Source organism: Alkalihalobacillus bogoriensis ATCC BAA-922 (assembly GCF_000621445.1).
In the GTDB taxonomy this organism is placed as follows: domain Bacteria; phylum Bacillota; class Bacilli; order Bacillales; family Bacillaceae_F; genus Bacillus_AO; species Bacillus_AO bogoriense.
Genome location: NZ_JHYI01000032.1, coordinates 1 through 26,798 on the forward strand (window position 1 = coordinate 1; position 26,798 = coordinate 26,798).

General features: G+C 35.5%; 26 protein-coding genes and 1 pseudogene. 1 reads left to right on the forward strand and 26 read right to left on the reverse strand.

What is annotated here, in order from left to right:
* Positions 1-344: 344 nt before the first annotated feature.
* A pseudogene (locus T323_RS28860) lies at positions 345-449 on the reverse strand (IS1595 family transposase); the annotation flags it as partial.
* A gap of 14 nt (positions 450-463) precedes the next feature.
* Here T323_RS28860 and T323_RS29760 point away from each other — a divergent pair.
* Positions 464-664: a DUF4368 domain-containing protein gene (locus tag T323_RS29760; protein WP_084309267.1), complete on the forward strand. Its 201-nt coding sequence runs from the start codon at positions 464-466 to the stop codon at positions 662-664.
* Between the two features lie 138 nt (positions 665-802).
* Here the strand turns inward: T323_RS29760 and T323_RS0112550 are convergent, their stop codons facing one another.
* From T323_RS0112550 to T323_RS0112670, 25 genes are all read right to left on the reverse strand, one after another.
* A complete protein-coding gene (locus T323_RS0112550; RefSeq protein ID WP_026673603.1) occupies positions 803-5,563 on the reverse strand; it encodes a protein NO VEIN domain-containing protein in 4,761 nt (1,586 codons plus the stop codon).
* 80 nt (positions 5,564-5,643) lie between these two features.
* The gene (locus T323_RS0112555; RefSeq protein ID WP_444541713.1) at positions 5,644-6,489 is read right to left on the reverse strand and encodes a hypothetical protein; all 846 of its coding nucleotides are present in this window, start codon (positions 6,487-6,489) and stop codon (positions 5,644-5,646) included.
* A gap of 99 nt (positions 6,490-6,588) precedes the next feature.
* Complete coding sequence (locus T323_RS0112560; protein WP_026673605.1) at positions 6,589-7,296, reverse strand: hypothetical protein; 708 nt, start codon at positions 7,294-7,296, stop codon at positions 6,589-6,591.
* A 154-nt stretch (positions 7,297-7,450) separates the two neighbouring features.
* On the reverse strand, positions 7,451-8,782 hold the full coding sequence (locus T323_RS0112565) for a recombinase family protein (protein WP_026673606.1): 1,332 nt from the start codon (positions 8,780-8,782) through the stop codon (positions 7,451-7,453).
* Positions 8,727-10,010: a recombinase family protein gene (locus T323_RS0112570; protein WP_026673607.1), complete on the reverse strand. Its 1,284-nt coding sequence runs from the start codon at positions 10,008-10,010 to the stop codon at positions 8,727-8,729. The genes T323_RS0112565 and T323_RS0112570 overlap by 56 nt, the downstream gene beginning before the upstream one ends.
* Before the next feature lie 77 nt (positions 10,011-10,087).
* Entirely contained in the window at positions 10,088-11,074 is a 987-nt protein-coding gene (locus T323_RS29570; RefSeq protein WP_026673608.1) for an N-acetylmuramoyl-L-alanine amidase, read from the reverse strand.
* Positions 11,058-11,486 (reverse strand): phage holin family protein, encoded by a 429-nt coding sequence (locus tag T323_RS0112580; protein ID WP_026673609.1) that lies wholly within the window; start codon positions 11,484-11,486, stop codon positions 11,058-11,060. Before T323_RS0112580 ends, T323_RS29570 begins: the two co-directional genes overlap by 17 nt.
* Before the next feature lie 16 nt (positions 11,487-11,502).
* The gene (locus T323_RS0112585) at positions 11,503-13,164 is read right to left on the reverse strand and encodes a hypothetical protein (protein WP_051556514.1); all 1,662 of its coding nucleotides are present in this window, start codon (positions 13,162-13,164) and stop codon (positions 11,503-11,505) included.
* Between the two features lie 13 nt (positions 13,165-13,177).
* Positions 13,178-14,233, reverse strand: a complete 1,056-nt coding sequence (locus T323_RS0112590) for a hypothetical protein (protein ID WP_026673611.1) — start codon at positions 14,231-14,233, stop codon at positions 13,178-13,180.
* Between the two features lie 25 nt (positions 14,234-14,258).
* The gene (locus T323_RS26645; RefSeq protein ID WP_051556515.1) at positions 14,259-16,163 is read right to left on the reverse strand and encodes a phage tail spike protein; all 1,905 of its coding nucleotides are present in this window, start codon (positions 16,161-16,163) and stop codon (positions 14,259-14,261) included.
* On the reverse strand, positions 16,163-16,870 hold the full coding sequence (locus T323_RS0112600; RefSeq protein ID WP_026673612.1) for a distal tail protein Dit: 708 nt from the start codon (positions 16,868-16,870) through the stop codon (positions 16,163-16,165). The genes T323_RS26645 and T323_RS0112600 overlap by 1 nt, the downstream gene beginning before the upstream one ends.
* On the reverse strand, positions 16,870-19,458 hold the full coding sequence (locus T323_RS28420; RefSeq protein WP_444541712.1) for a phage tail tape measure protein: 2,589 nt from the start codon (positions 19,456-19,458) through the stop codon (positions 16,870-16,872). Before T323_RS28420 ends, T323_RS0112600 begins: the two co-directional genes overlap by 1 nt.
* A gap of 38 nt (positions 19,459-19,496) precedes the next feature.
* Positions 19,497-19,652, reverse strand: a complete 156-nt coding sequence (locus T323_RS29185; protein WP_169737900.1) for a hypothetical protein — start codon at positions 19,650-19,652, stop codon at positions 19,497-19,499.
* An 11-nt stretch (positions 19,653-19,663) separates the two neighbouring features.
* Positions 19,664-19,963 carry a phage tail assembly chaperone G gene (gene gpG / locus T323_RS0112615; protein ID WP_026673613.1) on the reverse strand — a complete coding sequence of 100 codons (300 nt, stop codon included), beginning with the start codon at positions 19,961-19,963 and terminating at the stop codon, positions 19,664-19,666.
* 16 nt (positions 19,964-19,979) lie between these two features.
* A complete protein-coding gene (locus T323_RS0112620; protein ID WP_026673614.1) occupies positions 19,980-20,552 on the reverse strand; it encodes a major tail protein in 573 nt (190 codons plus the stop codon).
* A complete protein-coding gene (locus tag T323_RS0112625; RefSeq protein WP_026673615.1) occupies positions 20,540-20,884 on the reverse strand; it encodes a hypothetical protein in 345 nt (114 codons plus the stop codon). The genes T323_RS0112620 and T323_RS0112625 overlap by 13 nt, the downstream gene beginning before the upstream one ends.
* A complete protein-coding gene (locus T323_RS0112630; RefSeq protein WP_026673616.1) occupies positions 20,881-21,252 on the reverse strand; it encodes an HK97-gp10 family putative phage morphogenesis protein in 372 nt (123 codons plus the stop codon). The genes T323_RS0112625 and T323_RS0112630 overlap by 4 nt, the downstream gene beginning before the upstream one ends.
* Positions 21,233-21,571, reverse strand: coding sequence for a phage head closure protein (locus tag T323_RS0112635; RefSeq protein WP_026673617.1), 339 nt, complete (start codon positions 21,569-21,571; stop codon positions 21,233-21,235). The genes T323_RS0112630 and T323_RS0112635 overlap by 20 nt, the downstream gene beginning before the upstream one ends.
* A 4-nt stretch (positions 21,572-21,575) precedes the next feature.
* Complete coding sequence (locus tag T323_RS0112640; RefSeq protein WP_026673618.1) at positions 21,576-21,878, reverse strand: head-tail connector protein; 303 nt, start codon at positions 21,876-21,878, stop codon at positions 21,576-21,578.
* 22 nt (positions 21,879-21,900) lie between these two features.
* Positions 21,901-22,122 (reverse strand): hypothetical protein, encoded by a 222-nt coding sequence (locus T323_RS0112645; protein ID WP_026673619.1) that lies wholly within the window; start codon positions 22,120-22,122, stop codon positions 21,901-21,903.
* Positions 22,123-22,132: 10 nt separating this feature from the next.
* Positions 22,133-23,326 (reverse strand): phage major capsid protein, encoded by a 1,194-nt coding sequence (locus T323_RS0112650; protein ID WP_026673620.1) that lies wholly within the window; start codon positions 23,324-23,326, stop codon positions 22,133-22,135.
* Positions 23,327-23,339: 13 nt separating this feature from the next.
* Positions 23,340-24,026: a head maturation protease, ClpP-related gene (locus T323_RS0112655; RefSeq protein WP_026673621.1), complete on the reverse strand. Its 687-nt coding sequence runs from the start codon at positions 24,024-24,026 to the stop codon at positions 23,340-23,342.
* A gap of 3 nt (positions 24,027-24,029) precedes the next feature.
* Positions 24,030-25,253 carry a phage portal protein gene (locus tag T323_RS0112660; RefSeq protein ID WP_026673622.1) on the reverse strand — a complete coding sequence of 408 codons (1,224 nt, stop codon included), beginning with the start codon at positions 25,251-25,253 and terminating at the stop codon, positions 24,030-24,032.
* Between the two features lie 71 nt (positions 25,254-25,324).
* A complete protein-coding gene (locus T323_RS27985; protein WP_051556516.1) occupies positions 25,325-25,888 on the reverse strand; it encodes a DUF1643 domain-containing protein in 564 nt (187 codons plus the stop codon).
* A 9-nt stretch (positions 25,889-25,897) separates the two neighbouring features.
* Entirely contained in the window at positions 25,898-26,743 is an 846-nt protein-coding gene (locus tag T323_RS0112670; RefSeq protein WP_026673623.1) for a Cthe_2314 family HEPN domain-containing protein, read from the reverse strand.
* Positions 26,744-26,798: the final 55 nt, after the last annotated feature.

The following is a 26,798-nucleotide window of genomic DNA, read 5'->3' on the forward strand; positions in this document are numbered from 1 at the left end:
CTTTGTCCCGTATGATTTTTGGCTTTTCGATTCGTCGTTCCTCTAACCAACATGTTTTTTCCACAACAAGGAGAGGGGATTTTCTCTGCACCCCTAACTAAAAACTCCAGTAAGTATGTTTTCAATCAGCTGATATTCTGATACAATAATCATATACTTTTTTGTGGGACATCTCCTGTATAACTGTTGGCGCAGTTACACGTTTTGGGAGATGTCTTTTTCCTTTCTCCAGAATGATAAATGTCGAAATATTCCGAACTACATAAGGACATTATATTCGACTAATTCTGGACAGGCAATACCGGCAACATTCGGTAATTTTAGAGTGTCAAAAACAGTTCATTAGTTAATCGACCCATTCCTAATGTACGAGAATAGGTTAGTTTGTCACGGTCTCTGGCAACCAACACACATATTTGTTCATTACTGATACCACGTCTCTTTGCGGATTATGTAACTAAAAGTGAAAAGGAGCGAGCTTCAAGCTACACTCCACAAAGAGAATATTCAAGAGGATATTAAATTGTTCAAATCCACTTTAAGCCGTTTTGCTAATCATACAGAGTTGACTAGTGAGATGTTACATTATCTGGTAAAAAGGATTAATGTAAATAAAGACGGCGTACCAACAATCATTTTCAACTTTTCATTTATGAACGATTAACTTTCTCTCCAAACTATCTGCGACACACATTCAACGTGTGTTGTGTGCGTAATCATGATACAAAAACGCAAATAATTGATTTTGCGTAAAGATGTTCCCCCTATAAAGATGCTTTTTTTCAGAGGGCATAAAATCTTATTAAAGTTCCGCTTTAATTTTGTAATCTTTATTTTCAACAATAAATTTACCATTATTCGTAAACGTTTCTTCGTCTGAATAAGTAAAGATATTTTCGAGATTTATAATCTTTCTGGTTTCTTCGTCAAACACGTTTACTACAATATATAATTCATAAGAATCCCTGTGTTTTTCGGCAAAATTAACCTCATCTTTAGTTATATAAAAGACTATTTCATTACCTGTTGTTGATTTAACTTCAACAAATTTATGATTACCTTCATCATCTATATACTTAAAGTCGTATCCTAGTCCATCTTTACCATCTTCATTTTTATTTGCTATTTTTCCGTACTCCGAAGACCAAATAACATTTTCTTTTCCATACTTTTTAATTAAATTGTTGTATACATGTCCCTCTCCAGTAAAACCTATTCGTTGTTTTTGTTTTTCAGATAATCTTCCATGGCCGCCAGAATGCCCTCCACCAGTACTACCTTCTTTATTTTTTAATATTTCTGGTTTTTTCGGATTTCCCGGAACTATTTCTGTACCAGCACCTTTAAGAATATTTGATAATATATCAGCTAGCGTTTCTTCTACTGGTTTCTCAGTTTGTCTATTTCCATCTGTATTATTGCTAGGATTATTTATCATTATTTTTTGATATTTTTTAATTAACTCATTATATTCCTTAAAATATATTAAACTTTTATTTTCTGGGGTGTCACAAAAACTTTCAAAGTCACTTTCATTTACACCTATTGAAATAATCGTTTTTAATTTTGTTAGGAATTCTATTCTGTTATCATAAAAGAGTTTACTCAAATCAAATGAGTGAATATTAATTAATTCTTTTTTCGTCAATTTCAACTTTATAAAAAATTCATTTTCCGCTTCAAATTTCACGGAATTTTTAGGTTCAATATGAAGATTAATGTACTCAGATTTTCTTTTTTCAAACAATTTTTTCTCAGCTAATTCTTTACTAAAAAGCTCATTATATAGATAGCAATAATATTTCTTCATGTAATTACTTTTAAGACTTTCTATCTTGTTTTTATAAAAATCTATCAAATTAATTTCTCTGGCGTTATAGTTATTAAATGCCGAAACGTCTAAACTTAGTATTTTAAAAAGAGCTATTAAAATCTCAATATTTTTATCTTTTCCATCTAAATCATCATAATTGAAATCATAAAACAGCCTGTCGATTAGTGTTGAGTTAATTGCAAGTTTAGATTTTAAAAACTCCACTAACTTATCTTCATCTTCTGGTAAGGAAGCACCTGGACTGACTATACTAACTATCGTGTTCCAAAAATCTATTTTATTATCAGTAACTATTTCTAACCACTTTTTTGATTCATTAAGTTTTAAAAGCTTTTCATCATCTAGATCACTACGTAATGTTGCATCTCTCTTTGAAATATTCTTCGCGTAGAGCTCCCTAAAATCTTTACGATTTTCTTCAACCTTAATAACCCCTGCAAATACCTCTGCAATTGCTTCACAAAATTTAAAATCACTTTTCAAATCGTTTAAGTCTTTGTGGTTGTTTGCTTCTACTTTTAAAAATATACTTTTATCATTTTCAAGATAAATATATTCATATGGATTTACTTCAAATGTATTTTCTATATCATCTATTTTATAGACTGCTTTAACATCTGTGCATAAATAAACTTTTGTTTCTTTCAAGGCATTTCTCTCTTGATGGTTTGAATCTTTATCAATTCTAAAACAATAGACATAGGGTAAAAAAACTTGCAGATCTAACTGAAATTTCTTATTTAATTTATGAAGTGTCGGCTCTTCTATAATGTTGAAATGTACATTTTTCAAGGGCCTAACTCCTAAAATCGCATTAACGTTTTTTATATTTTGTCTCTTTTCTAATTCAAGTATAGGAAATTGCTTGATAACATCCTCGCATAGCATTCTATTATCGAGATAATAAACATCTTTAATTGGAAAATAATCTATTGTACCATTAAGATCCGCATAAACTTTTCCTTCATTCATGTACTGCTTATAGAAGCTATTATTTTTATCCCACTTATCCTCAGAGGAATTTTGAATAATTTGTCTGTATAATGTTTTAGCATTTTTTCCATTTTTATCAACCCGAGGTAATTTGAGTAATATTGAGTATACAGTTGAAGTGTTGAAATCACTAAAGTCTTTAGGAACACCTATTTTGCTTAACCAATATTCTACATCTTCACGATTTATTTTGTATGACTTGAAAATAGCTTTAGAATAATCAATATCTGGAATTTCGATCAGTGGAGAAAATTCTTTACTGATATTTTTGGCTAAACAACACTTACTAGGTACCACCTTGGTTCCACTATGAGTCTTTATCCATGGGGTTTTTCTCAATTTCCATAAAAAATATGATTCCATTTGATGATTATACATTTTCCTTACATTACTATTTGAAGGTTTGAATTGAATTTCTATTTTAGCTGTGTTTATCAATTCCGTTTTTGATTCGATAATATTTTTCATTCTACTATCATAAATTAGCCAAACTAAAATATCTTCAAAGTCAGCCGTATCAAGTATTTCATCCAATAATTTTATTTGCAGCACATTAACTGAATTAATTGAATATATTTTGTTTTTAAGCTCTTGTATATTATTAAAATTATAATCTTGAATTTTAATAGGATCTAAATCTTTAAACACATAATCGCAATATTCTTTTTGCTCGTTAGTCTTTAATCGAGAAACAGCATCTCTAGGGAAAGTAGCAACACCTAGCCACTTAAAGAAATCAATAATTAAATTAAGGTCATTACTTTCAAATTGAATTTTTTTGTAATCACAGATAAAGTGAACCCCACTAATATTCTGTAGAATTTTTTCACAAATAATATTTTTATATTCATATCCAAAATATAGTTCATCAGCCTTCTCAACAGTACCATCCCTACTTAACACCGGTACATTTAGAGTCGTTTGAATTTGTGGCAAATTTTCTTTTTCTTTACTGGTCACAAAAACGGTAAAGAGCCAGGATAAAAAATCGATTATATACGATTCCTGATTACCCTGTTCTTCAAATAGCTTCCATGTGAGATTGGAAATCCTCCTGAGAACCGGATCAAAGCTATATTCAAAAACATTTAAATCCTTTAATTTATCAGCAATCCCTCTTGCATTTGTATTTCCGTATTCTCTCCTTAAAATATTAAACATTTCTTTATTTAAAAACTTTAATTTTACAAATTCCGGCATATTATTAAAAAGTTCATTTTCTGCCGGTAGAAAGACCTCTATATCTTCTTTTATAGGATTACCATCATTGTCAATTAAGAGTAATGGTTTTATGTTATTTTCATCGCTCAATTCTTTTTTATAATCATTTAAAAGGTATTTAATACACAAAACCTTTTGTGTTACAGTAAGTTTATTCACAATTTTATTTATAGATTTTATAAAATAATCGTACTTATAAGTAAAATTCCCTACCCTTTTCAAAAGATCTATTATTTTTTCATCTTCAGTATACAAAAGTAAATTTCCAAAAGTATTACTTGGTAAGATATCGGCATATGGAGAACTATAAAACACCGGTCTTTCTTGGTGTGTTATATATGTTCCTGCTATTGTAGGGAATACAGGGCTCTGTTTAATTTTTTCAATTAACTTTTCTTTAAACTTAAAATAGTCATTCATTATCGGATCGAATCGTTCTTCAAAAGCTAAAAGTTTTAAAGCGCCGTAATCTACTTCATCGGTACTATTTGTAATCTTTATTGCTGTGTCTATTAATAGTTCAACTAATTTCTCAATCAAAAAATCATTTTCTTTATTCTTTATCAATTGGTTCCTATTGCCACTCAAATCAAAAGTTCCGTGAACTATAGCGGGAAAAGGAAAAGCAACATCAGTTCTAAAATAGCTATAAAGTACATTTTTTGAATCGCTCAAATCCTCATTGTAAGCTACAATTAGTTCATAATCCTTCCCTCGAAATTTATCTGTTACTCTATTTAAATACCAAGTCTTTTGATTTATTAGATCGTCACCTTTAAATATATAAATTTTAACTTGATTTTCATCTATAAACTCCCGTGTAAATTTTTCGATCTTTACCTCACTCTGAATATTTATAGTATTAACATTATTTAAAAAGAGCATAATTTCTTTATCTATTTCTTTTAATTGATTCTCAATATCCTCTTTAACTTCGTCGATACAGTCAATAACAATATATGTATCATAATCAATATAATCTTGCGGAACTTCATCAACCCATTTCGGTGCTAACAATGTTGCTATTGGAAATTCTTCGTCTGACAATTCTTTTAATCTGTGTATATGGTCACTCTTTTTCTCTAATATTTTACTCAGAAAGTCCTTAGCACTATCCTTAGAGAATTTTATTGAAAGACCCTCACTCTTTATATAAATAGAATTGGCCCAACTAAGCAGGGATCTAAACCCAAGCCCTTTATTTCCAATTTTATTCTGTTCTCTAAACTTAGGGCTTAAATTGGCATACATTAATGAAAGAATACCTTCTTTAGAGAATGGTTCACCATTGTTTGCTACAATTAATTTATTTCCTTCAAACTTTACAAGAACACTACGTTCTTTATCAGTTACTGATGCATCATCAGCATTTTGGAGAAGCTCCAGTAATTGTCTACCTCGATAGTCTTCAATATTCCTTATTTCATTATTATATTCCGATACAATTTTTTCTGGTGAATCTAAATAGCTCCTTTCAATTTTAGCCAACTCTTTTTCTATAAAATATTTAAGCAAATTTCCTCTTCCCCTCTTTTTATTAGAATAGAATATTAAAGAGAATAATTTAAAAGTACCTCCTTAAATAAATTCACTATTTATTTTGATTGTAGGAAAGGCAATGTTTTCTCTAGGTATTCCTGCCAGTAACCTTCATCACCTTGTAGCTCATGCAGCCAGTAATACATCATTAGTATCTCAAATTCTTGCTTTCTTCCTTTGGTAAATGGTTTCTTCGGCATCTTCCTATAAAGAGAATCTAAGTTAAATAAATTGCTTTTTTGTTTAATGTCGTAATCATATTTTCTATAGTTAGTATTGCTCTTTCTTCTATGAGAAGCTGGCCACAAATTCTCATTATCCCAAAAATAGTTAACCCACTGGAATGCAAATTCATGTAAATTAACTTGGTACTTTTCCCACGTTTTGTGTATCCACTCATTTACTTCATCAGAAATGAAAACATTGTCATTTGTTTTTCCAATTTGGCTCATTACCCGGTGATAGTCCTTAATAAATAGAAATAACATTTCTGTCTGGGCCTTTAAAAAAGGAAACTTTTTTATTAATCTGGAATAGCAGTCATAAGATAACGATCTAAATTCCTTATCGGAGCTATATAGAAAAAAGAATTCGTCTTCCTTTAAAATATTACCCATGTTTTTGTTTATTTGCTTACCATACTCCGAGTAAATACCAATCAACCACTCTATAATTGCCTGATCGTAATCTTTTAGTTGTTTTCTGTATTTATCCAGCTTCTCATCTTTTAAAGCCGTTTTTTCTTCAGCTTCAGTAATGTTTAAGTAATTATTAAAATATTCAAAGACATAATTGACACATAGCCTCATGTTTTCATTTCTTTCATCTATGGTAAATTCATCAATTTTGTCTTCTTTTTTTCTCCTAGCAATATATTCTTCAATTGTAAGCAACTCTATCACCTCGCGAGCATAAAGGTTTGCCGTCATCAAGACCATTGTACCAATAATTTATAATATTTGGTAAAAATGCAAAGAAAAATACTTAGGTATCTATTACACCTATTTATCTCTCTCCTTTTCTTCGGTATATTTCTTAAGAACATATTCACATCTGTTTCTTAATTGATCTAATAATTCCTTTTCTTTTTCACTTGTAGTGAGCCACAATCCACCGTAACGGCTGGCAAATGCCTTAAACAACTTTTTTTCATCATCAGTTTCATCAATTTCTAATATATCGGACATTATTTTTTTATTTTTGATAATATTCATCAGTTCATTAAATAACTTACTTATTCTTTCTGAAGCAAGGTTAGTAATATTTTGTTGCGTAAATGGCAAACTTGGAATAACAGAACTTACTTTACCTCTCTTGGTATTTTTCCCTTTTCCTGAAGTGTTTTGGTTAGCTGTCAAGTCTTCATCAATAGCTATTTTCACTATATTTTCTTCAGCTAATTGATCTCCTTGAATAGTTGTAGAATAGACTTCAATATCATTTTCTTCTAATACTTTTTCTAACTTCTTCAACTGAAAGCTCATCACATCATAAATTTTATCTTTTCTAGTATCGTTACTACGTTTTCTCGAAACTGGAAGTATAAACTCCTCAAACCTTGTATCATTTAATAAGTTCACATGAAAGCTCACCGTAAATTTATAGACATTTCCTGCAGCAAAGCTATCACTGGAAGACTTCAGTACCTCACTAAATTTTTCATCAATGTTCTCATCAAAAATAGTTGTTTTGTTTAAAATAAATTCCACTTAGGGATCACTCCTATTTACCTTTTTTATGAAATATTTCCTCGAATGAACCTGTGTATACTTATAATGTGGGTGAAAACCCTATGGAATTATTTTTTTCACAAAAATAAAAAAGCCGGCCAAGGTGAATACACCCCAACCGACATATTAATACCTATTCAATTTGACATTCAATCTCTACCCCAACAAGTAAACTTACTATTATTTTTCCCCCTTCAAACACCACCATTTTTTCAATAAGTTTAAAGTACAAATCTATATCAAACTCTGATACTGGAGTTCCCTTTGTAAAAAGAATATAAAATTGTTGTGCTCTATATTTTTCAAGGAAGTTGCCGCTGGAATTCTTTTGCTGCCATTTCTGCATAAAGTAATCTTTATTTTCTAGAATGCCATTAAAAGTGTTAATAAACGCTTGATATAATGCCTTATCATCAATATGTTTATTTTGACACTTTACTTCGCCTTTGACCTTATACTTCTCATTACATCTCCAGACAACTCTTCTAAAATTCTCATCCGTTGAATTCCAAACCTTTCTCCCAAATGGGCTACCACACTGTCCGCAAATTACTTTTCCTGCAAAAGGATTATCTACCGTAGCATAATCAACTTTTACTATCCCATGCTTTTCAGCAAATGCTTTTCTTCTTTCGATTTCTAACTGAACTGCTTCCCACATCTCCTTATCAATAATAGCTGGATGGCTTTCTTCAACATAATACCTGGGAACTTGCCCTGTGTTCTCAACTCTTTTCTTTGATAAAAAGTCTACTGTGTAAGTCTTTTGTAGAAGGGCATCTCCTTTGTATTTTTCATTACTAAGCATTTTCCTGATGCTGCTTTCGTACCATTTAGCTTTCCCGTTCCAGTTCGGAATGCCTTCTGCCTCGAGTTCCCTAGCAATTCGATTTGGCCCTTTACCATTTAAATAATCTGTATAAATTCTTTTTACAATTTTAGCCTGCTTTTCATTGATTACAAGGTTACCTTCGTCATCTTTATCATAGCCGAGAAATTTTGTGTGATTAACTGATACTTTCCCTTGTTCAAACCGTCGCCTGATCCCCCAGGTTGAATTCTCCGAGATGGATCGACTCTCATCTTGGGCCAAGCTTGAAAGGATACTTAGCAAAACCTCTCCTTTTCCATCTAACGTATTGATATTCTCCTTTTCAAAAATCACACCAATTCCGAGGTCCTTTAGTTGTCTTACATAATTCAAACAATCCAATGTATTCCGAGTAAACCTTGATATTGATTTGGTTATGATCATGTCGATCTTCCCAACTTTACAATCCTCAATCATTTTTAAGAATTGCTCACGCTTTTTCGTATTCGTTCCTGATATACCCTCATCTGCGTAAATCCCTGCAAACTCATAATCTGGATGGTTGGTAATGTATTTTGTATAATATTCAACTTGTGCTTCATAGCTTGACAACTGTTCTAATTGGTCTGTTGATACCCTGCAGTAAGCTGCCATTTTCTTTATCGGCTCTAACTGTATTGCATTGGTCTGCCCATTCCCTTTTGCTGGTATAACGGTAATGTTTCTTGCCATCTTTTAGAACCTCCTCCACAATGGTTTCTTCTATTATGTTGAGCTTGCCAATCAACTCATCGTCAATTCTAGTTCCTGGACAAGCATTTTTTCCGCTTTTAATGTAAGTGCTGCACTGCCATACTACTTTTCTACATGGGTGTTTACTGTTCCAAATCCTTCGTTTTAATGTTGCTCCACACTTGCTGCAATAAAGCATTCCGGTTAGTTTATATCGAGTTTGGTATTTATTTGTTTCCCCTTCAACATTCCCTTTTGCCTCTGCTCTAGATCGCATTTCTCTTTGGGCTGCTTTCCATACTTCTTCACAGACTATTGCTGGATGGTTGTTTTTAATGTAGTAACTGTCTAACACACCATTATTCGGTTTTGTACCTTGCCTTAAATGGTCTGGGGTATAATATTTTTGAAGAATGGCATCTCCTTTGTATTTTTCATTCTTTAGGATGTTTAAGATTGTACTTTCTTGCCATTCGCCACCTGTTACCGTAGGTACTCGAGCAATATTTAAATCCTTAGCTATCGTAAATGCACCTTTTCCCTCTATGCAGCTATTAAAAATGTATTGAATAACTTTGGCCTCTGCTTCATTTATAACCAAGTTTCCATTTTTGTCTTTATCGTATCCGAGGAACCGCTTCGTGTTTATCATTAGTTCCCCTCGTTCAAACTTCTTCTTTATCGCCCATTTGGTATTCTCACTTATATTTTTACTTTCTTCCTGAGCAAAAGAAGAGAGGACGGTTAGCATTAACTCCCCGTCCCCTGATAAAGTATTGATGTTTTCTTTTTCAAATCGTACTTCTACCCCAATCTCTTTTAGTTCTCTTACAATTTGCAGCATAACCGTCGTGTTTCGTGCAAATCTAGAGATTGATTTTGTAATTATTATGTCAATGTTTCCTTGCTTTGCTAACTCTAGCATCCTTTGAAACTCTGGTCGATTATCAGTTGTACCACTAATTCCTCTGTCTGCAAAAACACCAACAAATTCAAATTCAGAGTTAGCAGCTATCAACCTTTCGTAGTAACTAATTTGATTTTCTAAAGATTCACATTGCTTGTCGTGATCTGTTGAAACGCGCGCATAAGCACATGCTCTTTTCTTTGTTTCTTGTACAACTGTTGGTTCAATGATTCTAACTCGCAATGGAAGCACTCCTTCCTATCAATTTGGTACTACTATATATCACTCTAAAGGTCTAAATAATCAAGTTGATAGAACCATTATTCGAATTTAATATAGCCTTCGAACCCCGCTGCTTTAAGCTTCTTAAGTATTACCTCTGCATTAGCCTTTTTAGAAAAGACTCCCACCTGGACTCGGTAATACTTCTGGCTGTCTGAAAAGTTTTCTATTTTACTTGATGACGTTTTAATTACCTTAAGAACATCCTTTTCAACCCAAGTCAAAATCCCCGCAGATTCGTTCCCATTCTTCTTATCTACCTTTTTGCCTAGCAGCACGCAAGTCTTCCCACCTTTAACAACAGGTTTTCCGTTTGAAATAACTTGAGTTACTTTGTGATAACAGTCTGTTTTGACCCAATCTGGAATAGCTGCTCCACCGGGATAATATGCATTCGATGTGGCTTTAACTTCCACCACATCCCCTACTTTAAGAGTGGCAGATGTTTCTGGCGGTTCACTTGAATTCTTTAATGCGGCCCTCACTGCAGCTCGGAAGCTTTCTGTACTTTCACGGTGTTTAGGGAACCAGTGCATAACATCCCCATGATTACTGGCAATCCCTCTTCTATTACCTTCAGAGTGGCAAATGATATCCCGCTCAGTTAAGCCATACCTTTGGCAGAGCATCACACAAACTTCCACTATATTCTGCCAAGCCTTTCTAAAATAAGCTTCATTCTTTGATATATCATAGCCAATCATGTTCGAACCACCTGAGTAGGAAAATCCAGCTGGCTCACAGATTTCAATGCCAATATGAGTGTTGTTAGCTGTCCCTCCTGCATGCCAGCCACGGTGATCCCAAGGCAGGTACTGCCACACTTCGTTATCATCGACAAAGGCATGAACGCAAACTTGCCGATTGATCTCCCCAGCCTGATACGACTTGTTCCAACGACTAAACCAGTCTGCAGCCATTACTCCAGGCGTAGCAGTCGAATGGATCATAATGCCTTTAGGTGTAATTTTTCTCCCTGCTTTATAGCAGTCATTCCTAGTCATATACCTAGTGTTTAGTTTCATTCTTACCTTCCTCCTTTGCATTTCCGTTCAAGTGGGCTAGTACATCTTTAAGTTTCTGAGGTATCGGTAATCCGATCCTGCTTCCATTCTCAACAATGCTAATTCCTTCATTCGTAAGATAAAAAAAGATGACCGCTGTGCGAATGGCACTGCCGTCACCGATAATCTGGCTGTCAATAATATGTGCAACACCTACAAGGGTAAAAATCATTACCTTCTTAAAAATCCCTCGGAACCCTACATTACTTGCAAGTTTCCTCTCCAAAATTGCAGCCATGAACCCAGTTAAGTAGTCAATTATCACAAAGATGATAAGGGCATACAAAAAGCCGTCATAGCCCCCCAGAAACCAACCGAGATAACCTCCAACAGCAGAAAAACTAAGCTGTAATGAACTTATTATCAATTTCATTTCTCTGTCTCCTTTTTTAATATATGTCGTTCGTATAAGTAACTAAGTCAATTTCAAACATATATTGAACTTTCATGGTGTTCGCATCTGTTTTTTGGACTGGATTCGCTAGTTTTGTATGAGCACCGCTGGGTCGAGATGTTCCTGCGTAATGAATTCCAAAGTGATATCGTTGCCACCCAGTACCTGTATTGTAATCTCTATACATGTACAGCCATTTATCTGTTCCTCTAATATTATAAAATTCCGATGTAATTCCTGTTGTACGATAGGCTTCTAACACATTTCCCTCAGGGGTTATTACTTGGTAGAAACTACTTCCCCCATTGACTCCAACGTAATAGAGATAAACTCGATTCCTAGTTCTATTTATAGATGATAGATAACACCTACGATCTATATTACCGCTGTTCATTCCTCTTGAAGCAAACCATGTAGATCCACCAATTCTAGGCTTTAAATGAAGTTCACTATGCTTGGTACCATTTACATTTAGTCTTATGACTCTACTAGAGTAGACCGTTTCATTGAATGATGGATCTGTTCTATTGTTGTGACCATAAACTTCTATAGGATTACCCCAAAAAAGAGGAGTGATTGCAATATCTCGGTAGGTGAAGTTAGCTCCATATTCATCTTGAAACTCAGTTGCCATATTATCGATGGTAACACTACTTTGTAATACGCCTACCCTACTCCAACGGTATAACCTTAATAGATTTCCAGATTGATGGTATCCAAAAATATAATCAATGTCTCCATCATCTTTAAGAATTGGAAAGGCAGCTGTTAGTTGATTAGCTGTAAAACTTTGACCAGACTCACTTAATAGGATCACGGCATTGTTCCAATCAATAAATCCTGTTTCAAAACGATTTAAATCAAAAGGCAATAATAGTTGGTGCCCCTTTAGATGTTCTGGAAATTGAATAAGAGTCGAGTTTACTGATGTAGAATTAGTTCCATCAAAACAAACAAATCCTTTATGAAAATCTGTAAATAATCTGAATTTAGAAGGTGAGTAAATGCTCATAGCATGTGACACAGTCCAAAAAATTGCCCTTTGTGTACCCGTTCCAGTTGTAATCGCATTTACATACCCATCACCACTATCTGTTCCCTTCCCGAAAATTGGCGGACCAATATAACATTCATTTAATGCACTAAATGCGTCACTCCAAAAAATACTCTCAAATTCACCGTTAGCAGCATGAGTTGGAAAATCAAATACAAAGTTGACCCTAATTTTATTGTTTCTTATCTCTAACTTGGATTCAGCTAAGTTGATAGTCCCCCGTAATGGATCTTGACCTGAATAGGTAGAGTTCCGATGGGCGTAACCTACCACATTACCGAACACTTTTTCAGTACCTGCCATTTCTGCTTTCGTAGAATCTGTAAGAAAAATATTGTTGAATAAATTCTTGGTGTGGTTATGGTTGGTATTTCCAATCCCCATGACTTCTCCTGCAAAATATCGCAAGAACATATCTTTAAAGATTAGGTCGGGAATGATGTTTTCTGTATAAGCTTCCTTTACCTTTTCATGTGTTTGAGCATCAAAGACTTCAATGAGAACTTTCCCTTTTATCCCCGTATTTTCTTTGTTTTTTAATAGGGTAAACAAATCACCGGTTAATAAATCCTTGTTGTAGCTTATCACTTCCCTAATTGCCACAATGGTCACCTCCTTACATCGTAATATCTAAAGGAGAAGTATAGTTAATCTTTACCCCTTTAAATTGACAATCATCTGTTAATCCTTCTTTATAAAAACGAAAGGCTAGATACAGGTCATCTTGTGCCTGAAATAGCCCTTCATAGTGTTGCTTTTGAATGATTTGAAAATCTATTTTTCTCATTCCTTTTGTTGTAAAATCGAGATCATTAGCGATATTTACCTGCTGCCATTCCATAGTATTTACATTAAAGGTAAACCAAGTAACGCTATCTTTACTTAACGCATATTGCAAATCTCCCGAACCAGTGACAAAATCATCAATGATAATGGTATCAATTAAATTACCTAACTTTCTGGCTGTTTTTTCAACTACTACCTTAGGTAGACTGGTCACCGTTTCAGTTAATTTAAGGCAATAATTTTGTGGTTGATTAACGATTTCATCTTGATTCGTGAAGTAATGTATTTTTGATTGCAAATCAAAAAGCCCTTGTTTGCTAGGCTGGATTTCTTCCATTCCGTAGGCCATAAAAATTTGGTCGGTTAATTTATTTGGAGTTACATTGACTGGTTGCTGGGTTTGGCCATCTATAATTTGAATGGCTTCATACATTTTGGAATTGTTATTCCATGCTTTCATAATTCCTTCATCTTCAATAAAATAACGATTTGAAACGATAGACAAAACTAGGTTGTCTATATATGCCCGGTCATCACCATGGGTTACTGACCCATCCTTCATATATCTCCAACGAAAAGTATGTTCTCCACTAGGTAATTGCTTTGAAAACTTAGTCCAATAATTACTTGTTCCCGAAGCTCTAAATTCTCTAACTCCGTCAATATAAAACTCAAACCAATCGTAATTATTTTCGGAGCTGACGAACCAATAAAACTCAATGTAATCTGTAACAATCGTTAGATACGCATTGCTTTGCTGATTATGAGAAATGATTCTACTCCCATATGAATATTCCCCTTCATAAGCTCTTTGATTAGTCCTTAGCCAATCACCGGTAAAAGAAAATCTAAAAGGATCCTGTTCAAATGTTTCTGTTCCTGACATGACGAAACTCAACTCCTTTGGACCATTAAGTATCCACTAGCGTAACTTCGAAGCTAGTTAATTCTCTATATAAGTTCGGATTGGAAAATGCTACTTGAAAAACAACCCCGGAACCCATAGCTACTCCTGGTCCACCTATTGTTATAGGCTGTAACTCATTGATGGTAACAAATTTAGATACTCTCCAGCTCCCTCCTCCTAAAGGTTGAAGTTCAGTAAATTGTTGTACCCATTCATCTACCAATAAATTTGAATAGAATTTTGCATCAGCTATTTGACTAATACCTGTTACTCTCATCATAATGTCTAAAAATGTATTCATATTTGTTACCTGTCGGTTTGCCATTTCGGCATAGGTAATCACTTCAGAAGCAGCGATTTGTGTTGGGTGAATATGATTAATACTTATCTCTTCTTTTATCTGTTCCTTGTAACCTCGTATTTTTTCCATAAACAAAAGGTATAGTACAAACTGTACTACTTCTGCTCTTGGTAGAGTTGGACTTAAACCTCCCTCTAGGTGGCGTCCCTCAATCATGATTTGCAGGTTATTCTTATCGATGACTAATTGACCACTTGATGTCCTAAGTTCAATTACATAAGCATGTTGTCCAGCAGAGACTTGTAGGATAGGTATGGTTAAACTGACCACATTCTCTCCGCGTGCCAATTGCTGACTTGGTTGAAAGTCATAATAATTTCCATCTAAAGCGAATCTCATATTTAAGACAAGATCTTCAGAAGCTGAACAATGAATGATTAAGTTACAAGTCAAATTTGTATCAGCTAATACTGAGATTCCCACAACCATTGCCTGAAAATAACTAGAAGAAGAAATAGTTAACAAATCGTTGTTTTTCTTAATAATGACTGCATTTTGTGTCCCTTCAATTTTCCCTTCTAATCGTTCAACAATACTATTAAAATCTAATTGATTAATAATAGTATTTAATGATTGACCAAGTTCAATCTTTGTATTGATCGGTTCTAAAATGTCTTTTACAATTTTAATCACTCTTAACTCAGAGTAAATCCCAAGCTTTTCATGGCGTACTTTTACGAAGTCGCCCAAATTTACATCGAATAATTTAGAGTACTGTTCGTATTCCTTCGTCTTGCTCAGTTCTAAGAAATCTACTTTAATATGGATAAAGGGATTTGAAATCTTCTTTACGTATTCAACTGCCAGTTCCCTTAATTTATCCACGTCTTTAATACCTGAAAATTCTACTTTTCGTGTAATTGGATAAGGCAGTAGATTGATAATGCTGCTGTCCGTTTCCACATACCTTTCTGGAAGCACAAGATTGTTATCACCTATTGGATAAATTCTAGTAGCAAATTCGGTGGTATCGATAATTGCTTTTAACCCCTTAATGTTCTTTCCATAACTTACTGCTAGTCCAACATCTCTTCCCCGTTTTTCTACAATTTCTACGTGATAATTATTCCTTAATAGCTCACCGCCATAAATATCAATTAACTTAAATAGGCCTTCTAAGGCATTAACATTTCGCATTTTGACTGGGTATATATTTTTTTCTGGTGCTGAGAACTGAAATGAGACTTGTGCTTCTGGAGGAATGGTACCTTCTACTGCTTCTTTCATGTTGGCATTAACTAGATTAACTGCTTCTATAAAATAAAAAGCAAGGTCATAAAAAATATGCCTCGCCCAAACCTTTACCGTTCTAATCGTATCCTGTTGCCTTTCCACCTTATATATTCTAAAAAGCTTTGAATCAACTTTGATAATATTGAACTCTACAAGATGATTTGCTTTTTCTGAATCTGCTGGATATTCTACAAATAAGCTGTATTCTCCATTTAGCTCTTCTGTAATTTCTGCTTTCATACACTTATCTAATACAGATAAACCATTGTTGTTAAATCCGTTTTTTCCTGTCTTCTTATCATAAACTACTAGCATTACAACCACCGCCAGTTAGGTCGCACCTCAAGTTTTAGAACATTTCCTGTCCAGTGGATGGAATTTGCTCCTATATTAAATAAAGGAAACCTCCCTAACATTTTTGAATTTAGATTGTTATACTCTTCATCATAACAATCTTCTAATTCTGAATTGAGGATGATTTTGTTTTGTACTTCCTTTAAATGAATGACGCCTGCGTTAATATCTAGCTCTATATCTCCGCTACCAGTCAACTCTATAACTGGCAAACTTTCAATGGAACCGGGATTATGAACGGTTGTGCCATTTGTTTCAATTACTATTTCCTCATTTTGCACTGCATATTTAAAGGGTCTGCATTTAAACAAGATGGGAAACTTGGATGTATACTTAAACACTTGTGTAAAATCAATAGCATTCACGACCTGAGCAATATATTTCTTATCTGGTTGAAAGCTAAACACTAAATTGCTCTCGCCAGTATTAAAGAGCCATGATTTTATTTCATCTAATTTTTCTATCAGATTTCCTCTTAGGTTTAAACCACACTCGACTAGAATAGTAATGTCTTCGTATGTCCTTTCATCGTACCTTATACTTGAATTTTTTCCTGGTATATCAATATAAGTGACTCTCCTTTTAGGAGAAGATATGGTAGGTCTCTTCTCGATAACAAAGCCATAATCTATAAAACTATCTTTTCCACCGAAGGTAAAACTAAGCATTAAGTCCCTCCCCTCCCTAAAGCAATCCTCTGACGATAAAATTCTAATTCATAAGCAAGTTGCTCTATATCCTTATCAGTTTGATTAACGAATTTATCAATGTATAGAGTAAAATTCCCCTTTTCTGCACCCTGCGTTTGGTTCAAGATTTGCTTCGTTTGATGGTCATTATAAATCTTAGTTCCCTTTGGTAGCTGAACTAACTCTGGACCTAACTCCCCTACCATTGTAAGCCCTCCTTGAAAGAAGCTTGTACCTCGAAAGTTAGAAGCTACACCAGAAGAACCACCAGTAAAGACTTTTTTTATGCTTTCAGTGATACTAAAAACCTTTTCCTTAACCGATGTAGCATTCCACTCTCTAATTCGGTCAATACCCTTTTGAATAGAGCTAGTAATCTGTGTAAAAGCATTCGAAATTTTACCTACCATATTTGTAAATTTTCCTCCAGTAATACTATCCATCGTGTTTAAAGAACTACTCCAAAGATTCTTATACACCTCTGTATAAGTACCAATAATGCCACGTATCCCGCCACCATGTTCGTTAATTTTGTTTCTAACAAACTGCCATGCATTAGAAGTAGAGAATTTCATGTTTTCCCACGTCATGGACGTTCTAGACTTTACATCTTCCCAATTATTCTGTACTCGATCCTTAATATTTGATAATGTTTCATTTGTGTTAGACCTTATATCGTTCCAGCTTTCATTTAAAAAGCTCTTTACACTGTTCCATGATTCAGTCGTTTTTTCTTTTATTGAATTCCATCTATTAGAAATAGAATCTTTTAATTCACTGGCTTTTTCTTTGATCGTATCCCAATTTTTCCAAAGAGTTATACCGATAGCTATAATTCCTATAATAGCAGCTACCGCAATTCCAATCGGACCTGTTAGAGCTGTAAAAGCTGTAGCTAATGCTCCTTTTATAGCAACTAATCCCCCTGCTGCTGTTGTAGCTGTACCTACGACCGCTGTTTTACCTGCAAGGGCTAATGAAATTTTAGAAAAAGCACTGACAACAGCCCCAGCTCCAGCAACGATTTTCCCACTAATTATTAAAACAGGTCCTAATGCTGCTGCGAGTGCTGCCAGTTTTACAATGGTTTCTTGCGTAGCTGGGCTTAAGTTGGAAAACCATTCCACCACTTTTTGTAGAAATTCAACTAACTTCATGAGTTGAGGCAGTAAAATTTCAAAGATTTGAATGGCTACTCCTTCTAATTGTGACTTCAAGATCGTTAATTGTCCTTGAAGATTATCTTGCATGATATCAGCCATTTCACCAGCAACGCCATTATATTCTCTTGTTGCTTGGGTGAGTTTCTTATAATCTTCATCTGAAGCATTCACAATGGCCAACATTCCACTCATCGCTTCTTGGCCAAATAGGGTTGCTGCATATTGTGCTTGTTGTTCTTGTGTTAACCCTCCAAATGATGTTCGCAATTGATCCATAACATCTTTAAAGGGAAGCATGTTCCCTTGTGCATCCGTCATGGTCAATCCAAGCTTCTCCAATATTTCAGAAGCAGCTCCTGTTGGCTTAGTTAACCTTGTAATCGCGCCTCGTAAAGTTGTACCAGCTTGACTTCCCTTTATCCCTGCATTAGCCATTAACCCTAAAGCTAAAGCAGCGTCATCTGCTGAATAACCTAAAGAGCCGAATACAGGGGCAACGTACTTAAATGACTCCCCTAACATTCCCACATTGGTATTTGCGTTACTAGCCGTACTAGCAAGTAAGTCTGCAAAATTACCCGCTTCACTTGCTTTCATCCCAAAGGCGGTGAGGGCATCGGTTACAATGTCTGATACTGTAGCTAGATTTTCACCACTTGCAGCAGCAAGCATCATAACTCCAGCCAGACCATCTAACATCTGATTGGTATCCCATCCAGCCATCGCCATATAATTAAGAGCTTGAGCCGATTCACTCGCACTGAATTTTGTCTTTGATCCCATTTCCTTTGCTTTATCTGTTAGCTTCTGCAATTCATTACCAGTTGCTCCTGAAATTGCTTGCACTTTACTCATTTCTGCTTGAAAATCTGAACCTATTTTTACTGCTGCTGCACCAATCCCGGCTAGTGGCAATGTAACTTTTTTAGTTAAATCTTGCCCGACGCTTTCCATCTTTTTACCGATATCCTGCATTGATTGACCAATCGGCTCTAAACTTTTGCCCAGTTTGTACCATCCAGATGATTGGATTTCAATTTCTCGATTTATACTTGCTAAATCCTGCTCCATTTTAGCGAGACTTGCTCGAGCTTGATTAAGCTTTACTTCTAAGTCTGCAGTAGCTTTGGCATCTTTACCTTTTGTTTCAACTGCGTTCTTATGAGCAGCTTCAAGGGCCGCCACTCTTTGTCGTTGGATTTCTTTTTGTTTAGTTAAAGAGTCAGATTTCGTTTTAAGTTTATCAAGCTCGGTACCATGATTACCTAATTGAGCTGTGGCCAGTTTAAACTCTGACTGCACTTTTCTCATTTCTTGGTTTAACTTACCGATACCATTCTGAAAACCAGTACTATCAAGTCCTACCCTGACATTCAACTGTCCAATGTCTGCCAACTCCCCCACCTCCTTTCAGGCATAAAAAATACACCTTTTAAAAGGTGCTAGAAGATTTCATCTATATAAATTTGTTTGGAAGTCATTTTTCGTTTTAATAGTCGAAGATAATAGAGTATGTCCATCGTATCAATATCATTTAACGACCACCCCTGCTCTAAAAGGGCTAAGTAAATCTCATCTATAAAATCTTGGGGAGCCATCAGATCCCCCTCTACCCGTTTTTTTCATCACCTTGGGTTACAGCTCCCATATCTCCTACCACTTCATTGATACATTTAATTAGAGTTGATACGAGTTCTTTTGATGGAAGCCCGTCATATACATCATCAATCGTAAATTGCTTTCCAAATAGCTGGACAAGATATGCGACCATAATATCTAGGTCATCTACACTCATTTCTTCAAAGTTCATACTCTTTGAAATTTCAATTGTCTTTCGCATCATCCTTGCACTGATGAAGTCTGTGACAAAAGTTTTGTCTTCCCCACCTATTTTAAGATTTATTTTCATAGCTTAAATCCTCCTCTTAGAAACCACCGTCTTCTATGGTTGTAACTCCCGGTACATGATCAAACCAGCCATCAGCACCTGTGAAATTTTCTGTATCTTCATCTGCAGTATGTTTCCATTCTCCATCATGTGCCCTTGGCATAAAGGTTAGTTTTAGTTTTGGTGTTTTATGTTCAACGTTGTCTCCCTTTGTTGAATAATCCTCTGCCATTGGTTCAGCTATACCTTTTAAAAGCCACACATACCTGTACTTTCCACTAGATTTCAAACTTTTAAATCCTAGAGCAATATGAGGAGCCACATCTGTCGACTTCTCAATAAGGACACCATTTTCCATTGTATGCCCTCCCAGTTTCGCTCGAAGTTTTAAAGGTAAATCTGCTGTTTCTATTTCGACATCTATCTTCCCTAGAGCAGAAACTGACTCCCACAGTTGATCATCAGCATACAATTCCTGAGTATTGACCGTTGGGTTGATTGTGGCATTAATTGCTCCTATCAATATCTCCGGTGCTTCGTATTCTAAAACACTTTTACTATCTTCTAACAGAATTGCAAAATGTAAGTCTCTTAATCCTATTTGCGCCATCGTTGCGCCTCCTTCTCTATTACATACCTCATTACTTTGTGATAAACTTTTATATCCTTTTCATAAAGGTCATAAAAGTTGAGCTTTCTAAAGCCTACTTCCTTCAAACGATTATGAACATCAATGACCAGTTGGTTATAATCCCCTTTCGACCAAACATCAATTTGAATGTATTGACCGGTGGTAAATTCTTTATCATCACCATGTAGTTCTGGTTTATCTAAATAAGTAAAAAAAGTAATGTAAGTATCCGCTTTCCCACTGTAAGTTTGAAACGTTACTGGAATATTCAAATCCGAAAGAGCTGTTAGTACGTCTAGATTGATACTCATAATCCCAGACCCTTCTTTAATTCAGATTTAATTGTCTCCATGGCTTCACCTTTGGATTTTTCATATCCTCTAGACATAAACGGGTTAGCTTTCATTTTTACTGTCCCAAATTCCACGAACTTACCATACCAGCCTTTATTGCCAGGGCCAACTTCAACGTGCTTCGCTCCGCTTTTTGTTTTCACATTTGACACAGTGATACTTTCCTTTAGTTGACCTGTTCTTGTTGGTGTTTCAGCTTGAATAGCGCTTTGTACTGTTTCACCTGCTTTTTTCAATGCTGTATTTTCAACCCTCCGCCCCATATTCCCTAACTTCTCAAGTTCTTGTAGGACATTTTCAATCCCCTCAATCTCTATTTTCGCCATTGGCACTCACCTCCTGTGCCTTAATCTCCATATACCTATTTTTGTATTGGATATTATCAATGGAGCTTATGTTATAAACTTTATCTCGAAAAAGTATTTGTATGGATGTGTCTACTCCTGAAAGGTAGCGAATAGTGAACTTCACCATGTTTTCTGCTTGAATAGCTGCTGCGGCAAAATATTCTCTGCCTTGAAGATTGGAAACTGCGGCCCAAACCGTTTTGAACTCTTCCCAATTTTCTACTTCAAAACCATTCGAGTTTGTTGCAATTCTCAGTTTTTGAAGGGTAATTCGATGTCTTAGACGACCAATCTCCACTTCATCACCAACTTTCTTTCCGATAAGCGTTAAGGAGGACTTTCATTAGGCCGATCGTTTCCTTAATACCACCACTCTCGTTTTTCAAATAGTAATGGGTACCTTCTCTTTTTTCGTACATATTTGCAATACAATAAAACATGGCTTGCTTAACGATAAAAGGTTCTTTTTCTAATTCCGTAATTGGGTATCTTAATATGTCCTCACAAATCTCTTGAGCGGTACCTATTAAAAAAGTGATAAGGGCATCTTCCTCATCACCGTCTATTCGCAAATAATCTTTTACTTCTTCAAGTGAAAGAAGCATACCCTCACCTCCTTTGGACGTACTATTCACTCAGCATAATCCCAGCTTGTTTCAACTTTTGTAATAAGGCATTAAAATCGTCCTTCAGTTCTTCAATAGTTGTAGCTACGCTTGCGGTCTGGACTTCAGTTGGATAAAACTCAGTCCCTTCAAATATCAACTTCCCATCTGAGGTAACTTCTAACGTACCTTCTATTATGGTGCGTTCCCCACCTTGTTCGGTATAGTTTTTCACATTACTCATCTAATTTCACCTAGCCTTTCTGTTGTAAAACTTTAATAGCTTCAGTAAGAATTAACTTTCCGTCCACCCGCTGAGTGGCCTTAAAGCCGACTTGTCCAGTTGCAGCGTACAATTCGTTTAAGCGTTGGAACGAACGACCTTGTCGATCTGCAACCCAGTAGTAACCAAAGTCACCAAAAGCGATCGTCTTTGCACCAGTAGCAACTGTTGGTACATATGCTGATGTTTTTACTGGACGATTTAAAATGGTATCTGGTTGTCCAGCTTGAATGGAAGGTTGCCATAAATATTGCCCATTTCCGTCTTTTAGCTTACGAATCAGTTTCACGGTCGCATCGTTCATGACAAAGACTGCATTTTTACGATATGGCGAGCGTAGAGAATAGAATAAGTCCATAATTTCATCAACAGAAACAGCCGTTGCAGATGATGCTGTAATGCCAAGTTCTGCACCACCTGTGGCATTAAAAATACCAGTCGGCTTTCCGGTACCATCTCCTACGAAGAACGCTTCCTCTTCTTTGGCACCAATCCGTCTGGCAAATTCTTTTGCAATATACGCTTGTAAGTTAAAAACACTATCGTTTAATAGTTCCTCTGATATTTTAATCATCGTTGCTAGCTTATAGGCCCCAATGGATACTTGACCAAAGCTGTCATCCGACTCTGGAATTAATCCCTCTTCATCCACCCAAGAAGCGGTTCCTTTTGAAGCAACAACCGGAATTTTACGATCCCCTGAAGAAGTCGTAATGACTTTAGCTAACGAGCGAAAGATATTTTCTTCTTCTAATGCTTCAATCAATGTACGTTCAAATTCATCTGGAGCTAAATAACCTCCCTCAGAATCCGTACCAACCTTTAAGGCATTTTGAACATCAAAATTGCTTTTGTTTCTCATCGACTTCCAGAACGCATCTTTGTATTCATCAGTGGCTCGTCCAGTTTTATGTTCCCCAGTTCCCGTAGGTTTTGATGTAATCGGCTGGTTAATTGGCTTGGATAACTCAAAATCAATCGCTTGTTGCCATTCCAATCGGTCGATTTCCTTCCCAAGATTGACGACCTCTTCTTCCATCTTTTCATAAGTGGATGTATCTTCAGCTGAGAGTAGCCCATCTTTTCCTCTTTTGGAATCAAGAAAAGCCTTAGCCCCTTCCCATGCTTTTGCTCTTTTTTCACGTAGCTCTAATACTTTACTCATTCAAATCTCCTCCTTAATATTTCAAGAGTTCTAATCTCTTGTCTAAGATTGTGATATCGGTACCTTTTTTCTCTTCTTTTTGTGGCAGTTTGTGTAAGAACGAATTCACGACTGCCATTTTGCTGTAGATGATCCCTTCCTCTGGTGAGTCTGATTCACTTTTATTTACAAACATGACTTCGTCAGCAAACCCCATTTCCACTGCCTTTTTCGAATTGAACCAGCTTTCTGCATCCATTAAATCTGAGAGCTCGGTCCTTGAAAGACCTGTCTTCAATTCATAAGCATTAATGATGCTCTCTTTTACCTCACTCAGCATATTGATGGCTTTTTCCATTTCAGCAGTATCCCCAAAGGCAATGGTCATCGGATTATGAATCATCATCATGGAGACAGGAGACATATGCACCTCTCCACCAGCCATGGCAATCACCGATGCAGCACTTGCAGCAACACCATCAATTTTCACAGTGACCTTGCCTTTATAATCCATCAGCATATTGTAAATTTGACTAGCAGCAAAAACGTCGCCACCTGGTGAATTAATCCAAATGGTAATATCTCCACTTTCATTGGTCAGTTCAGTCTTAAATTGCTTGGGCGTTACTTCGTCACCAAACCATGATTCTTCTGCAATCACTCCGTCAAGATGGAGCGTTCGACCACTCTCGTTCTTGACCCAGTTCCAAAATTTCTTCAAGGTTTACCCCTCCTCATATTTTTCTGTCCAAGCACCAGCCTTTGACATATCAACAAAGTTCCCGTTCACCAAGTATTTGCCTCCGCCCTGTTCATCTGGAATTAAGTTCATTTCTTCTAGTTCACGGATGTCATTAGCAGACATAACACCGTTTTGTCGCATGATTTGATAAAATTGAGCTCTTGAACCGGCATCCCCTCGAAGTCGGCCATTAAGATTGAACTTGATGAAATACTCCTTTTTTTCCATTGGATTCAACAAAGCTTTCTTCATCGATTGTTCAATCCGCGTCACCCATGGCATGATCGTATTATCAATAAAGCTAATGGACTTATGTTCAATGTTGCTAAAGGTTGCCTTATCAAGATTGGCCACCAGATGAGGTGGAACTCTAAAAATCCGACAGATCTCTTCCGTTTGGAACTTTCTCGTTTCAAGGAACTGAGCCTGTTCTGGTGGAATGCCAATACTCTGAAACTTCATTCCCTCTTCAAGAACTGCTATCCGATGGGCATTGCCACTTCCTTGATAAACAGCATTCCAGCTTTCTCTAATTTTTGCAGGGTCTTTTACAACGCCCGGATGTTCTAACACCCCACCGGGATTGGCCCCGTTAGCGAAAAACTTAGCACCGTATTCTTCAGTGGCTAGTGCCATTCCAATCGCATTCTTGGCCATAGCAATTGGTGAGTAGCCCACAAGACCATCAAATCCTAGTCCTGGGATATGAAGAACCTCTTCGCTCCGAAGAATGACTGTTCCGCTGTCCTTTAGGTATTTATAATAAAGCTCACCTGTTGAAGTTCGGTCCACTGTCATCTTGTCAGGAAGTAAGGGATAAAGAGAAAGTACAATCCCTTTACCATCCCTGATGATTTGAACATAAGCATTTCCCCATAATAAAAGATGACTCATCAGTGTTTCCCTAAACACAAACGAAGTCATCTCGGTATTTGGCTCATCATGGAGCATATTATATAAACTGTGTTCCAGTGCTTTTTCTTTTCCATTATCAGTGTATTTGTATAGATGCAGTGGAAGACTGGCGATGGTCTCAGCTAAAATGCGAACACAAGCATATACTGCGGTTGTTTGCATGGCCGTTCTTTCATTGACCGATTTCCCACTAGTAGTGCTACCAAAGAAGAAACTGTAGGTACTTCCTAAAAAACTGTTCTTTGGACTAGCCCTTGGTTGAAATAACTTTGATATAAGTGGTATCTTCATGACCTTCACCTCCTAATAAATAGCATAAAAAAAGCACCTGACTTTAGCAGATGCTCATAGTTCATTTTATCTTATGTCCATCGATATAACTCTAAGTCAAAGCTTTCCTCCCAGTTCCGGGGGTGCCAAGGATTATTACTGGATGCAAATCTCATTGCAAATACACTCTTATTTGCATTATTTAGATTCTCTAAGACTTTTTCTATATTAGTTTCATAATCTTCGTCATATTTACTACTAGTATTACTAGTCCCCCAAGCTACAATTACTTCTTCAATGTTATCAAGAATTTTATCAATAGCTTCATAATTCTTAATCATTTTTTCCCCGTATGAGTCAGACTCTATAAAATCTTTTACTTTCGTAGAATCAGTTTCATAATTTGGATATAAGTTTGCAATGTAAACACCACTATAATATTTACTACAGAAACGAAGAACATTATTAATTGTTTTATCAGATTTGGTTTTATCCGCTTTACTTGGATTTCGCATAATTACGAGAGCAAGTTTATCAGTTATTGAATCCTTAAAAGGAACGAACATAGAATATCTGTATCCCGGTTCATCATCAATATCAATGTTTTCTACATCAACATATTCAGTATTATACTTATATATCCTCTCTTTTCCCATTTGCCCCTCCTATACTTTGAATGGATCAACTTTTATCAAATCTACTATTTGTTTAATCTTTTGTCCCGAAAAATCACTAAATGCATCAATGTTATCCATTAGAGTTTTCGTAGTTGTATAATCTCCAATACCAAAGGAAACTTGAACTGATGCGTTTACTTTTTTCATAACAACTTTTCCATCACTAGTTAGCTTTAATGTACCATCATCATTTCTATCAATAACCTCCGCCTCAGTATTTCTGTTTATATTTATTCCAAAACTGACATCCATAGGAGTAGCCCCATGAACAATTTTAGTTCTATACATATTGGCATCTTTATAAATCTGTTCTTGTAAAATGTTAAACATAAAATCTCCAATGTCTTCACGCTGAGATTTAAGGGATTTCATTACATTATTTCTAAATCTCATATCTTCAACATGACCCATTTGATAGTATTCATTAATAAATCCAACAACTGAATCCCAAATAGAAAATAATTTATAATAAGTTGCCTCAGCAAAATAAGAAAACCAAAATCGGATAAGCCAATCTTTCGGCTCAAATTCAGGCATATATTGTATTGACTCTCCGTTCTTGCCAGGTGAAATATACCAAGGATCATCTGGTATTCCTTTATCAAAATAATGTCTGCACAACGCATATGATACTTTTAATGTGCCTACTTTATTATTATGCTGTCTAATATAGTTAAGCAATCCCTCGCTAAACATAAGTTGGGATATGTGATCACCTTCAACTGAAAATGTATTTGGATCTATTTTTATATTTTCAAACAGATCTAAGTTCAAATATTTATCCCATTCTTCCTGAGTTAGAAGTTCAAAGGTGTTATCAATTGTATATTCCATATTCAACACCAACCTTTATATTTTTCCATAACTAACCAATACTACATTTAATAAT